11 protein-coding genes and 1 pseudogene are annotated in these 12,842 nt (G+C 57.3%); 6 read left to right on the top strand and 6 right to left on the bottom strand.

What is annotated here, in order from left to right:
• Positions 1-95 precede the first annotated feature (95 nt).
• The 6 genes from CKW40_RS36600 (at position 96) to CKW40_RS36575 (ending at position 6,871) form a co-directional block, all read left to right on the top strand.
• Complete coding sequence (locus tag CKW40_RS36600; protein WP_095204556.1) at positions 96-908, top strand: tyrosine-protein phosphatase; 813 nt, start codon at positions 96-98, stop codon at positions 906-908.
• Entirely contained in the window at positions 908-1,681 is a 774-nt protein-coding gene (locus CKW40_RS36595) for a polysaccharide biosynthesis/export family protein (protein ID WP_095204555.1), read from the top strand. The genes CKW40_RS36600 and CKW40_RS36595 overlap by 1 nt, the downstream gene beginning before the upstream one ends.
• Before the next feature lie 99 nt (positions 1,682-1,780).
• Positions 1,781-4,102, top strand: coding sequence for a GumC family protein (locus CKW40_RS36590; RefSeq protein ID WP_244571429.1), 2,322 nt, complete (start codon positions 1,781-1,783; stop codon positions 4,100-4,102).
• Positions 4,103-4,109: 7 nt separating this feature from the next.
• Positions 4,110-5,249, top strand: a complete 1,140-nt coding sequence (locus tag CKW40_RS36585; protein WP_244571428.1) for a tetratricopeptide repeat protein — start codon at positions 4,110-4,112, stop codon at positions 5,247-5,249.
• Positions 5,246-6,559, top strand: coding sequence for an O-antigen ligase family protein (locus tag CKW40_RS36580; RefSeq protein ID WP_095204552.1), 1,314 nt, complete (start codon positions 5,246-5,248; stop codon positions 6,557-6,559). Before CKW40_RS36585 ends, CKW40_RS36580 begins: the two co-directional genes overlap by 4 nt.
• Before the next feature lie 75 nt (positions 6,560-6,634).
• A complete protein-coding gene (locus tag CKW40_RS36575) occupies positions 6,635-6,871 on the top strand; it encodes a hypothetical protein (protein ID WP_143748446.1) in 237 nt (78 codons plus the stop codon).
• Between the two features lie 470 nt (positions 6,872-7,341).
• Here CKW40_RS36575 and CKW40_RS36570 read toward each other — a convergent pair whose 3' ends face one another.
• From CKW40_RS36570 to CKW40_RS36540, 6 genes and pseudogenes are all read right to left on the bottom strand, one after another.
• On the bottom strand, positions 7,342-8,688 hold the full coding sequence (locus tag CKW40_RS36570) for an LLM class flavin-dependent oxidoreductase (RefSeq protein ID WP_095204550.1): 1,347 nt from the start codon (positions 8,686-8,688) through the stop codon (positions 7,342-7,344).
• Positions 8,689-8,736: 48 nt separating this feature from the next.
• Entirely contained in the window at positions 8,737-9,483 is a 747-nt protein-coding gene (locus CKW40_RS36565) for an ABC transporter ATP-binding protein (protein WP_095204549.1), read from the bottom strand.
• On the bottom strand, positions 9,459-10,340 hold the full coding sequence (locus CKW40_RS36560) for an ABC transporter permease (protein WP_095204548.1): 882 nt from the start codon (positions 10,338-10,340) through the stop codon (positions 9,459-9,461). Before CKW40_RS36560 ends, CKW40_RS36565 begins: the two co-directional genes overlap by 25 nt.
• Positions 10,341-10,371: 31 nt before the next feature.
• Positions 10,372-11,424 (bottom strand): ABC transporter substrate-binding protein, encoded by a 1,053-nt coding sequence (locus tag CKW40_RS36555; RefSeq protein ID WP_095204547.1) that lies wholly within the window; start codon positions 11,422-11,424, stop codon positions 10,372-10,374.
• 705 nt (positions 11,425-12,129) lie between these two features.
• Positions 12,130-12,486 (bottom strand): sunset domain-containing protein, encoded by a 357-nt coding sequence (locus CKW40_RS43320; protein WP_143748445.1) that lies wholly within the window; start codon positions 12,484-12,486, stop codon positions 12,130-12,132.
• A gap of 72 nt (positions 12,487-12,558) precedes the next feature.
• A pseudogene (locus CKW40_RS36540) lies at positions 12,559-12,717 on the bottom strand (MucR family transcriptional regulator); the annotation flags it as partial.
• Positions 12,718-12,842: the final 125 nt, after the last annotated feature.

Raw genomic sequence — 12,842 nt, 5'->3', positions numbered from 1 at the left:
GCCACTCTGCGGTCATCAGCCTTGTCAATTGCGGATACGTTTATATTTTTTCGCAGCGAAATCGCAGTATTGCCCCCACGTGGCCAGAAACGCTTATGATCGACCTGCATTCTCATATCTTGCCTGGTCTCGACGACGGCTCGCCCAATATTGCCGAATCGCTGGAAATGGCGAGGTTGGCGGTGGCCGACGGGACGACCCATATGGCGTGCACGCCCCATGTCGTACCCGGCATGTACGAAAACGGGACAGAGAATATAGTTCGAGCGGTCCATTCGTTGGAGCAAGCGTTGCGGCGCGCTGACATACCGCTCGCTCTCTATGTGGGTGCCGACGTCCATATAACTCCAGATCTTCCTAATCAGCTGACCCTCGGCAAGGTGCCGACTTTAAACAGGTCGCGCTATTTTCTATTCGAGCCGCCTCACCACGTGTTACCGCCGCGGTTGGAAGAACTTGCTATGCGCCTCATAGAGGCCGGGTTCGTCCCCATCCTCACTCACCCGGAGCGTTTAACCTGGATCAAGTCGAATTATGACGTGGTCGAACGGCTGAATAGGCTCGGGTGCCTTATTCAGCTTACTGCAGACTCGGTTGTTGGCGCTTTCGGGCGTACCGCCCACTACTACTCGGAAAAGCTGATAGGCGAAGGCCGGGTCGATATTATCGCATCTGATACTCATGGTGCTAAGCGCCGTCGGCCTGGCCTTTCGCAAGCGTTTGATGTCGCCGCGAAGCGGTGTGGGGAAGATGAGGCTTACAATATGGTAGTGAGGCGGCCGAGCGACATACTGGCGAACCGGCCGCTTGAGCCTGTTGGAAAAACTACGTTTGCAAAGACGCCAAGCCCCGACAAGGTCGGCCGCTTCGGGGGGATAAGTCGTTTGCTAAAGGGCGTATCCTCGTGATGCGCGATTTGATGAACTGCGCCATGACCGCTATAGCCGTGATGCTCGGTTCCCTCACCATGTCGGCTTGCACCAGCACCTCGCCGACGGCACCGACGTCGATCGACGCGCTGCAACTCACATCATCGTCGTCGGTTCCCTTATCGGGCGGTGGCGCTCTGCGAGTTGTGAAGGATCTTCCTGCTCCTCAAAATAGCCAGAACGGCAGCGAGCAGCCGTTGTCGCCGAATGACGTGCTCGAGGTCGATGTGTTCCAAGTCGACAATCTGAACAGGACGGTTCAGGTCGACGCCAGCGGGCAAATTTCGCTTCCACTGATCGGAACAGTGATGGCGGCAGGAAAAACCGTCCGTCAGTTGGAGAAGGAAATCGAAGCGGCTTACGGCGCGCAATATCTGCAATCCCCGGACGTGACAATTTTCGTCAAGGAATCGATTGGACAGCGCATAACCGTTGATGGCGAAGTCACCAAGGCCGGCATCTACCCCGTATCGAGCAACGCTTCATTGATCGACGCGATTGCTCTTGCCGGTGGGTTCAATACTATTGGCGACGCAGGAAAAGTCTTTGTTTATCGCAATATTGGTTACAATACGCTCGTGACGAACTATAATGTCGAGAACATTCGCGCTGGTAAAAGCCCCAATCCACGCATCTACGGTGGCGACAAGGTGGTCGTGTTTCCTTCAAAATCGAAAATCGCCTTGAACAACCTGAAGGACGCCCTCGGAGTTGCGTCAACTGCAGTGAGAATTGGCGTACTCGCGCCGTGACGCGGGTGGCATGTCAACTCCTTATGAACCAGGACCGCCCGCACTATGCTCGATCGTAGCAGGCAACACCAAATAGCAGGTCCGGGACATGGCCAAGCCTTGTCTTCGGATCTTTACTATGACGGCGGCCAAAACTATAGCCCCTACGGCCGCGATGCTGAACAGGATCAGGGCTTTAATCCGCTCAAGCTGCTCTTCTACGCTGTCCACTATCGATGGCTGATCGCCATGATGATGGCTGCCGGGCTTGTTGCCGGCGTCGTCGTGACGATGATGCAGACACCCAAATATCAGGCAACGACGCAGCTGGAGGTCTTAGTCCCTTCGGCGAAGGTCTTCCAGGACATCGAGGTGGTTTCCGAAAGCAGCGATATCCGAGCCTTTCAGACCGCCCGTGAAAAGTTGAAGAGCCGAGCATTGGCGCAACGCGTTGTCTTCCAACTGGGCCTTAGCGAAAAGCCGGACTTTCTGTTTCCGACACCGGATTTTTCGATAAGCAACATTTTCTATCGTGCATTCAGAATCTCAAAAGCTCCCTCAATCGAAGAGAAAACTCCGGAACAACGTGAAGCCATTGCGATCAAGCGCGTTTTGAGCGATCTCACGGTTAATCTGGTAACCAACACAAGTCTGTTGTCGATCACCTTTTTGGACCAGAAGCCGAAATATGCTAGTGACGTGGCCAACCAAGTCGCACAGAGTTATATCGATCAGCGGTTGGATCAAACCAGCGCGACGTCTGATTTAGCGCGGCAATTCATCCAAGAGCAGGTCTTACAGGTCAAGCAGAAGCTCCAGAAATCCGAGGAGGATCTCGTCGCTTACGCGAGGGATGCGGGTATTACGATCACCGGTAGCGACAAGTCGCTTATCGGAACGAACATCGAGGCCCTCAATGCGGCGCTCCAGACGGCAACCCAGGAGCGGTCCGACGCCGGATCGGTTGTGGATCAGATCGACAAGGGACGCGGTGCGAGCCTTGGCCCGGTGCTCGAAAGCAAGGGCCTGCAGGTACTTAGTGATAAGTTGGCTGATCTCAACAGCCAGTATCAGCAGAAGCTCGGCATATTGAAGCCCGGTTTTCCGGAAATGCAGCAATTGCAGGCCCAGATCAGAGAACTGCAGCGCGTTTATAACAACGGCGTGCTGGCGATTTCTGATTCGCTGCGGCTCAAGTACCAGGAAGCTCAAAACAAGGAAGCGGACCTTAGAACCAAACTTGTCGATATGGAAAGGCAGCAGGTCGATTTCAATGACAAGAATATCAAATATACGATCCTGAAGCGTGAAGTCGACTCGAACCGGTCTCAGTATGACAGTCTTATTGCCAAGTTGAATGAGGTCGGGGTCAGTTCCGAGCTCAAGACACAGAGCGCCGCGATCGTGGATTTTGCGACGCAGCCAACGGCGCCTTATTCTCCGCGCCTGAGCATCAATCTCGCAATTGCATTGGCTCTCTTCATGGCGATCAGCAGCTCGATTATTTATGTGATCGAGCTGCTGAACAACACGTTTACCAATCCCGAGCAGATCGAAAAGGAACTCGGACTGGCGATGCTCGGTATCTTGCCCCACGTCGATGATCGCGAGCTCATAGCCAGCATTGCGGACCATAAGTCAGGTCTGTCCGAAGCCTATCGGTCGCTTCGAACATCTTTACAGTTCTCCGGCGCTGAAGGTGCGCCGCGTTCGCTTCTGGTCACGAGTTCTGAGCCGGCGGAGGGCAAGTCGACGACGGCGTTCAAGCTTGGTCAAGATTTTGCGGCACTTGGAGCAAGAGTGCTGCTTGTCGACGGCGATCTTCGAAAGCCGAACCTTCACCGACTGTTTGGTCTCGACAATACGATCGGGTTGAGCAACCTGCTGACTAACACTGTCCGCAAGGAAGACCTAGCTGGCCTCTTCCGGTCAACTAAATATCCCAATGTGACGGTTCTGACATCTGGTACCATTCCACCCAATCCTGCGGATCTTCTGTCTTCGCCGAAAATGGCGTTGATCGTGACCAATCTCAGTAAACGGTACGACCTGGTGATAATCGACGCTCCACCGATCGTCGGCCTGTCGGATGCTCCTATTCTCAGCCGGCTAGCCGAGGGTACGTTGATGGTCGTTTCGACGAAGCAGGTCACCCGCAAGTCGGCGAAGACAGCCCTGAAGCGTCTGCGTGCTGCCGGCGCCAACGTGGTTGGAGCAGCAATGTCGAAGTTTGCGGTGAACAAGTTTGACTACAATTATGCCTATAAGTACATGAACTATCAATATTATAACTATGGCACGAGTGCCCCGAAACTTGAGGGTAAAGTTGATGACGGCGCAGACCAGCCCACTCGCCCAAGATCTTCGACGTTCAGGCATTTGGTTCGTCGCATCCGTTCTAGTATTAGTGGCTTCGTCGATAGGGCTAAGTCGACTCCTTGAGACAGATATGCCAGCCGTTTCAATGGTGCTGGATCCGGTGAATGTCGACGCGTTGATAGGCGAAATTTCCGATGACCTGAACGATACCGCCAATCCCCCTGATCTTGACGCGCTTGCCGCCAGGGCAAAAGGCGCACTTCGCTTTAATGTCGGAGATGCACGCCTCTATAGCTTAATCGGCGAGATAGAATACCGGCAGGGCAAGAAGGATGACGCGTACGCGCTCTTCGATCAGGCACGAAGGCTGTCGAAAACGGAGATCCATGCGCTCCAGAGATCCATAGGTCATTCGATCGAGATCGGTGATCTGTCGAAGGCTGTAAACGAGCTCGATACACTTCTGCGGCGCTGGCCGGATCAGTTTCCGGCCGTCGCCGAGGGCCTTCCGGCAATGCTTTCTAACCCTGACGGATATCACGCCGTGCTGGCATCAATTGCAGCGGGAGCACCGTGGCGGGCCAGCTTGTTTTCCGCTCTTGGAAAAACACGCCCGGGGCTCGATTTTGCAAATCAGCTGCTCCTTGACTTGGTCGGATCCGGTGCGCCACCGAAATCGAGCGAACTGTCCTCCGTAATCACCGGGTATATCGCGCAGAAGGAATATGAAGAGGCCTATCGGCTGTTTCTCTTCAGTCTGACCGATGACCAGCGAAAGCTGGGTGGATATGTTTTTAACAGTACCTTTGAACCCGGGTACGGGGGGAAGCCTTTCGATTGGCAGGTTCGCGACCAGTCAGGCCTCGAAGTGACGTTCGTGACATCCCAGGATGCTGTTGAAGGGGAGGGAGGGGCGACGGTTCGGTTTTTGGACACGCCGGTGAAGAACACTGCTCTCCAACAATATATCGAGCTGCCGCCCGGCTCCTACAGAATTTCCTTGGTCGCATCCGGACGAAACCTGAAGCTCCCCAAAGAACTGTTCTGGACCATTAGATGTGTGGGTTCGGTGGGCGAAATAGCGCGGTTTAACATTCCTGAAGGCACGTTCAATCGTCAGAGTCTGAGCCAGGAATTTTCTGTTGGACCGGACGTATGCCCCATGCAGTTGTTGCGGTTGGAAACCGCGGCAATAGCTGACAGTTGGCGGTTTCGCTATATCGGTACGTTGGTCATGCACAAATTGAACATTGAGAGAATCTCACCTTGAGCGCGCGACCGTCGGAATGGGACAAATATCTCCTCGGCTCGGTCCTGTTCACGTCCTTGCTGATAGGTGGCGGTACGGCCAGCGGCCTGTATACCGATACGCTGATCGAGATCATGGCATTTATCTCTGCGGCGGTTGCCTTGTCTCGAACGTCAACCCAAACAACGCCCGGGTCAGTTCTCTGGCTGCTTTTCCTGACGGCGGCGTTGCTTATACTTCAAATCGTTCCGCTGCCGGCAAGCCTTTTTGTTGGTCTGCGGCCGGGACTGCTGCTCGGTGGTCCCTGGCTGACTGATGAAACTCGGTTCATCAGCGTCGGGGTGGGGCGAACGATCGAGTGTCTGCTGTACGTGGTAGCATCGGCAGCTTTTTTCCTGGGTGTCATGCGTTTGCGCTCCGACCAAGTCTACGGTCTGCTCCCCTTCTTTTTCATGGGTGCAATCTGCAATGGATTGGCAGGAGCGATTCAATATTCGCTCTCAGATAACATCGCGATCGAGGGGTTGTTGCCATTCACGATCAATGCAGGACTTTTCGCCAACCGAAACCATTTTTCGGCTTTGCTTTTCGTCTCCATTCCCTTCGTTATCTACTACGGCCTGTTCCGTGGACATCTCCTCTCCGGGGCGATTGGTCTGATCGCACTTCTGCTGCTCCTTTTGGCGGCAGGGTCTCGTGCCGGCGTTCTTATCGGGTTGGCCATCACCCTGGTGTCCGTCATCTTTCTCTCGGCTCGCTCGAGTATAAGGGGCTTTAGCGTATTTGCACTCTTCGTTGGGCTTTCCGTCTACACGATAGGAGCATGGACGACGATCGATGCAAAGGAGCTAGATTCTGCCTTCGGACGCGCGGAGTTTGCCCGCACGACCATCGATGGAATAGAAGAGAATTGGGTTGCCGGAGTCGGTTTTGGGAATTTTCAGAAGGCCTACCAGATATACGAAAAGGAAGGGATGATATTCAGATCGTATGTGAACCATGCCCATAACGAGTATCTTGAAATTGCCTTCGAGGGCGGCGTGATCGCTGCCCTCTTGATGGCTTTGTACCTATTCCTTCTTCTGTTTGCGTTTGCCAGAATTCGCCGGGACTCCTTTCAGAAAGCAGCGTTTCTTTCTGTAGCGTTCTTGCTTGTGCATTCTCTGGTCGACTACCCGTTGCGCACCGCCGCGCTCGTGATGACCTTCGCCTATATGAATGCCATCATCTTTCATCGCGGGATCACGGAGCGCATGGACCAAAAGCCGGTACTGGTAGAAGTTGACCACAATGGCGACAAGCTGCTTGTTCCCGTTGCAGCGTCTCCGTAGGCGCCGCACAGGCAGTGAATGGTGCACGTAAGTTCCAAGTTCCAAGAGCAGAACTTGACACTGTGGGGGGGCGACATGGGGAAAGACTTTGATCTTCTCGGCGGCGAACGTATGGCGGCGTGCCAGATCGACGAGTTGATCGGGATTGCTCGCGGCCTCGCGGCTGACGGTTTGATCAATCAAGCCGAGGTTGAGTTCCTGCAGAGCTGGCTTGCCACCAACGCCGACATCAGCGACCAGCCAATCATTCGGGCTCTCTACGAGCGCACAAACGAAATCCTGCGAGATGCGAGATGGCATCGTCGACGATGAGGAGCGAGCCGAGCTGCTCGATACGCGCTATCCGGCGCACCGTGCACTCGCCGCAGGTTCTCATCTGCTGCGCGCTTCGCCCTGCGGACAGCAGACAGCGAAGCCTCCACTGCCTCGAAAAGCTCGCGACGGTGGCTCAATTCCGTGACCGGCTCGCCATTTTGGGGAGGTAATCCGTGCAGATGCCTGGCGTGGATCATCCAATCCATCTCCTGACCGCTTCATTTGGCACCGACCTCTTTCAGCCGGCGGATCCTTCCGACCGCCGGATCATGTTGACGATCCCTCGGGAGATTTGCCTCTTGTAAAGAACATGACGGTCTGCGCCGTCTTACCTACGTTGCTGTTACTCTACCGTGCAGTGGCCTTGGAAAATATGACAGATGGACCACAATAATTGGGTTTAAGCTGAAGACTTCTCAGCGAATCCTGAAAAAAGGAAACAGCAGGTCTCCGATCTTCATGATGCATCAAGCGGTCGCCCTTTGCAGTCCGCTGAATGTGTTTTGCGGACGCGGCAGACCGAAATGGTCCCGTAGGGTTTCCCCGTCATAATCGTGCCGGAAAAGTCCGCGCCTGCGCAAGATAGGCACCACCTCCTCGGCGAATATGTCGAACCCGCCCTGTAGATAGGGCGGCATGATATTGAAGCCGTCCGCCGCACCATTGTCGAACCATTCCTGGATTTTGTCGGCGATCTGTTCGGGTGTCCCGGCCTGGACCCAATGCCCGCGCGCCCCGGCGAGGCGGTGCAGCAACTGGCGGATGGTTGGATTCTCGCGCTCAATGATGTCGAGTACGACGTGGAAGCGGCTGCTCGCGCCGCGCTCGCCCTCGACGCGGATGAGCTCGCGCGGAAATGGCCCGTCCAGATCGTGGCCGGAAAGGTCGGCGTCTACGATGCGGCGTAGCTGGTGAAGAGAGTATTCCGGCTGCGTCAGCTCATTGAACTCGTCATGCAGTGCCCGGGCTTCCGCCTCGGTTGAACCGATGAAGGGACTGATGCCGGGCAAGACCTTGACGTGGTCAGGGTTGCGGCCAACCGACTTCACGCGCGCTTTGATGTCAGCGTAAAATTCCTGCGCGTTGCCGAGTGTCTGATGGGCTGTAAATATCGCCTCGGCATAGCGGCTTGCGAATGATCGTCCGTCTTCCGATGAACCCGCCTGGACGTAGACCGGACGCCCCTGTGGTGAGCGCGGAAGCGTGAGCGGGCCCTTCACCCGATGATATTTGCCGATGTGATTGATTGAGTGGATCTTGTCGGTGTCGGCAAAAATTCCAGAGTCCCGGTCGGAGACGAGCGCGTCGTCCTCCCAACTGTCCCAGAGCTTGGTCACCAGATCAACGAATTCGCCGGCGCGCTCGTAACGGTCGGCATGGGTTGGATGTCGGTCAAAGCCGAAATTCAACGCCGCGGACGCATCACCCGTCGTGACGATGTTCCAACCGGCGCGCCCACCGCTCAGGTGATCGACGGAAGCGAACAGCCGGGCGAGATTATAGGGTTCGTTGTAGGTGGTCGAGGCGGTCGCGATAAAGCCGATGCGTTGCGTCACGGCGGCAAGCGCCGAAATCCAGGTTAGCGGCTCAAGCCTGAAGCGGCTTGCGTAACGGATGTTGTCTGCGAGCGCCGGCCCATCGGCAAAGAACAGCGCGTCGAACTTGCTCGCCTCGGCCTTTTGCGCCAGTTCCTGATAATAGGCGATGTCCAGCACTCTCTCAGGGGCGGAATCCTTGTAGCGCCAGCCGGCTTCATGATGGCCGCCAGGATAGATGAAAAGATTGAGCTTCAACTGTCGTGATTCGGCGGGCATATGTGGGTCCTCTTGGGTGGTGACTCTGAGCGACAGGTTTTCGACCGGTCAGACCGGCAGCACAGGCTTCGTTTCGACGCCGAGATGACGCAGAAGTTCGGAGCGAATCTCGCCGAACCGGCGATCGCCATGATCGCGTGGCGTTGGGATATCGATTGCGATGTCGGCGACGATCCCGCCCTTGTCGATCACCAAAACCCGGTCCGCCAGCGTCACAGCTTCGTCAACGTCATGGGTGACCAATAGGACCGCCGGTTGGTGACGGGCACAAAGCTGACGCAGCAGATCGTGCATGCGCAGGCGGGTCAGCGCGTCGAGTGCGCCGAACGGCTCATCCGCTAGCAGCAGTTCGGGATCACGGACCAGCGAGCGCGCCAATGCCACCCGCTGCTGCTCGCCACCAGAGAGCTCGACCGGCCAAGCGTTCTCACGGCCGCCCAGGCCAACTTCTTCGAGAGCAGCCCGCCCGCGTTTGGCGGCGTCCGGTAGGTCGAGACCAAGAATCACATTCTCCAGCACTCGTTTCCATGGCAACAGTCGGGCATCCTGGAACACCACCGATTTCTTATCGGGCGTTTCGAGCCGGCCGGACCCGGGTACTTTGTCATCGAGATCCGCGAGCGCGCGCAGCAACGTACTCTTGCCCGATCCGCTACGGCCGAGAAGGGCGACGAACTCCCCCTTGTCGATGTCGAGGCTGAGCCCATCGAGAATGGTTCGCGACCCGAAGCTTCTGATAAGGCTCTCGACCCGCACGACGGGTGCGCCGCTCAATCCGCCAAGGTGCGACGCCATGACAGCGACCTTTCCTGGAAGAAGCTGACGATGCCGTCTGAGGCGAGACCGAGCAGCGCGTAGAGGACGAGGCCCACGATGACGATGTCGGTCTGGCCGTAGTTGCGTGCGAGATCGATCATATAGCCGATGCCGCTCGTGGCATTGACCTGTTCGACCACCACCAGGGACAGCCAGGCATAGGTCACCGCGAAACGCAGGCCCAGGAAGAAGCCGGGCAGGGCGCCTGGCAGGATGACCTCGCGGATGAATTCGCCATAGCCCATTCGCAGGGTCTGGGCCAGTTCGACATAACGGCTGTCTATGCTGCGCAAGCTGCTGTGGGTCTGGATATAGATCGGGATCAGGACAGCCAGCGCGATCGTCGTCACTTTCATGCCCTCGCCGATGCCGAACCACAGCATCAGCAACGGGATCAGGGCGAGCGTCGGGATCGCCCGCTTGATCTGAACAGGGCCGTCAATGATCGCCTCGCCAAGCCGGGACAACCCTGAAATGAGGGCAAGCACGGTCCCGATCAGGACGCCGAACACCAGCCCCTGCGCTGCCCGCCAGGCAGACGTCATCAGATGACCCTGAAGCTTGCCTTCTGCGATAAGATCGACGGCGGTGCCGACAACCGACCAAGGCGCCGGCAGCGTTCTTGGATCGATCAGGCCGGCGACACTGCCGATGGACCAGACAACAAGAAGAAGTGCGGGCCCAATCAGCGCGCCAAACGGGATCGCACGCCCAAGCGCCAGGCGACGCCTCGTCCCGGTCTTGCGGGGCTTTACGGCGGGCGGGATCAACGCCCTTTCATCAGATGCATACCCAATGGTGGGCGCGACCGCGGCGGGGTGTGAGAATGCGTTCATCTGCGTCGTCTCCAGTCTTTAGAAACGGGCGTCATGACGCGTTCAGCGCATTTGTGGCGATCTTCTCGAAGCGCCTGTCGAAAAGATCCTCAGCCTTGATCGGGGGCCTGTTCAGTTCCCGGGCCAGGAGATCGATCGTCGCCTGCTGGCGCGCGATCACCTCGTTCCAGTCGGGCGGGATGTCGAACTGGCCGTCGGCGTCGACGAGATACTGGCCATCTTCGCTGTTGAGCCCCTGCGTGGCGACATAGTAGCCTTCGATCCACTCTTTCGGATGCTCCTCCACCCATCGGGTCGCGAGTGCCCAGTAGCGCACGTATTCGCCGAGAGCGGCAGCTTTTGCCGGGTCGTCAAGCACGGCCTGTGGGGCATAGAGATGGGCTGGATCATCGCGCAAGCCATGCGGGATGGTGGTAGCGCCGTCGGCACCATACTGGTGCAGATAGTGTTTGATGAGGACGCCCCAGATCGGCGCGACATCGACTTGCTTGCTGGCAAGTGCCACCGGATAGGCATCGCCGTTGCTGGGCAGTTCGATGAGATTGACATCCTCCTTTTTCAGGCCGGCGGCCTGCAGCACCCTCAGCACCAGCGCGCCCTGCGCCTGACCCGGGCTGAAAGCAATCCGTTTGCCGCGCAAGTCCGCAAGCGTCCTGACCTCGACGCCGGGTGCAATGCCGAGCTGATAAATCGGGTGCGCAACCGGATCCTTGCGGAACTTCGCGGCAATGATCTTGACCTTGAGCCCGGTCCAGGTCGCGTGGATGGGCGGAATGTCGGCGACCGATCCAACGTCCAACGCATTGGCGCGAAAAGCTTCTATTGTCTGTGGACCGCCGCTGATATTGGCCCATTCGACCTTGAACGGCAGTTGATCGATCAGACCCGAGAGTTCCAGCGCCCTTTGCGTCTCGGGATCGCCGATGCGAAGCACGGTGCCCTGCGGGATTTCGGTCGGCAGTTTACCCGCGTCCGAACTACCCGCCTGAGCCCCGAAAGGCGAGGAAGAAGCGACCAAGGTCACCGCAAAAGCGGCCACGAAGGCCCCAAACCTTCTTCTCGAAAATCTCTCCACAGCTAACATCCTGGTCTTGCTCCAATTTGGAAATGGCTTCCTACTTTCGCTGTTTATTATGTCTATCAATTTTGTAGACGATAAAGTATCGGATGCTGTTCTTTGCCGCCGGAGGGAAACGCTGTTCGCCTCCGATGCCCATTTGGGGGCATGCGTCCTCGACAGAGGCGGGAGGGGCCGTCGCCTGCGCGGCGACAATTACGGTGTCCGGTTGAGCCACTGGCGCACACGTCCCGATCCGCTCGAACCCTTCTGGCCTCGCGTGGAGGAGTTGCTCAAGATCGAGGGCATCATTGCCGTGACGATCTTGGACACCAAGGCTATGGGCGTTAAGTTCGGTCGCAAGCCCAAGCTCCCACAGGAGCAGCGGCGAGAGGCGTTGGCGCGGCTGGCCGCCGGGGAGGCGAGAGGTCCCTAGGCCGGAGCAGGCGGGAAACGAGGACGCGTTTATTTTTGCACGTTGGCCTTACTCACCTCGACTACGACGTCAGCGTCAGTCCCTATGAAGGCAATGGTCGCATAGTCCAACCTCAGCGGCAGAGGATTCGACGCTCGAAAATCCCTGCCCGCAATGAATGCACTGCATATCGTTCCGGGACTCACGGAGACGTTGGGCTACCCGCGCTCGATCATGTTCGATCTGGCTCTCAGCGTTCCGGCGGCGTTCCAACTCGGCCGCGATTTCCTCTCCGGTAAAGGATGTTCCAGGCTTCTTCATACCTTAGCCTTTCGCCAGCCGGCCCACCATGCTTCCCATTCGGAGCAGAACCACCGTTCCCCACGCGCAGTGTTGATCCGCGTGGCCAAGTAATATTCCTGGCCCGGCACGTGATAAATATGCTCGCCGCGCTCATTGATGTTGCCCTTGATGTCACAACCTACCTTGCGCGCAGCGACCTCGCTCGATGACGCGCCATAGGAGTGAACGGCCGGGAGCCGGGGCCGGTTGTCAGCCGCAACATAGGCAGCAGACGAGATCGCAAGCAGCGCAAGAACGATTGCAAGCCGGCCTTTCGGCGTTCGCCACCATGGTGTGCGCCGTTTGCGCCATGGCTGAGCCGCATTCCCCATCGCCATCTCCCCGAAGAGAGGATGCGTCCGGCAAAGCAAAAAGTCCAGAACTCGCGAGCAAGCGGGGAGGCTTTACCCCGGCGTTTTGACGGCTGGCCTACGGCCGAGACCCGCGGACTTCGCAAGGAGGGACCGCCGAGACGCATAATTCGGCGCCACCATCGGGTAGTCAGGACCAAGTCCCCATTTGGCTCTATAATCGTCGGGTGTCAGGCCGTAATTGGCTCTTATACCAAAGGATCTGACGGCTGACTCTCTTGGGATTTCGGAATGAGCGGATCCGTGATTCGATTGCGCGAGGAGGATTCGCGCCATGGGCTCAGCGATCAAGATGCGGACGGATTATTCGGCAGCCG

This window comes from Mesorhizobium carmichaelinearum (genome assembly GCF_900199455.1).
Taxonomy (GTDB): Bacteria; Pseudomonadota; Alphaproteobacteria; order Rhizobiales; family Rhizobiaceae; genus Mesorhizobium; species Mesorhizobium carmichaelinearum.
The sequence above is the reverse complement of the archived record's forward strand: the minus strand, read 5'-3'. Positions and strand labels throughout refer to the sequence as shown.

What these genes read in the sequence shown, in the direction of transcription:
- CKW40_RS36600 (WP_095204556.1), top strand. Translation starts at nt 96, where the DNA reads ATGATCGACCTGCATTCTCATATCTTGCCTGGTCTCGACGACGGCTCG.
- CKW40_RS36595 (WP_095204555.1), top strand. Translation starts at nt 908, where the DNA reads ATGCGCGATTTGATGAACTGCGCCATGACCGCTATAGCCGTGATGCTC.
- CKW40_RS36585 (WP_244571428.1), top strand. Translation starts at nt 4,110, where the DNA reads ATGCCAGCCGTTTCAATGGTGCTGGATCCGGTGAATGTCGACGCGTTG.
- CKW40_RS36575 (WP_143748446.1), top strand. Translation starts at nt 6,635, where the DNA reads ATGGGGAAAGACTTTGATCTTCTCGGCGGCGAACGTATGGCGGCGTGC.
- CKW40_RS36570 (WP_095204550.1), bottom strand. Translation starts at nt 8,688, where the DNA reads ATGCCCGCCGAATCACGACAGTTGAAGCTCAATCTTTTCATCTATCCT.
- CKW40_RS36565 (WP_095204549.1), bottom strand. Translation starts at nt 9,483, where the DNA reads ATGGCGTCGCACCTTGGCGGATTGAGCGGCGCACCCGTCGTGCGGGTC.
- CKW40_RS36560 (WP_095204548.1), bottom strand. Translation starts at nt 10,340, where the DNA reads ATGAACGCATTCTCACACCCCGCCGCGGTCGCGCCCACCATTGGGTAT.
- CKW40_RS36555 (WP_095204547.1), bottom strand. Translation starts at nt 11,424, where the DNA reads ATGTTAGCTGTGGAGAGATTTTCGAGAAGAAGGTTTGGGGCCTTCGTG.
- CKW40_RS43320 (WP_143748445.1), bottom strand. Translation starts at nt 12,486, where the DNA reads ATGGGGAATGCGGCTCAGCCATGGCGCAAACGGCGCACACCATGGTGG.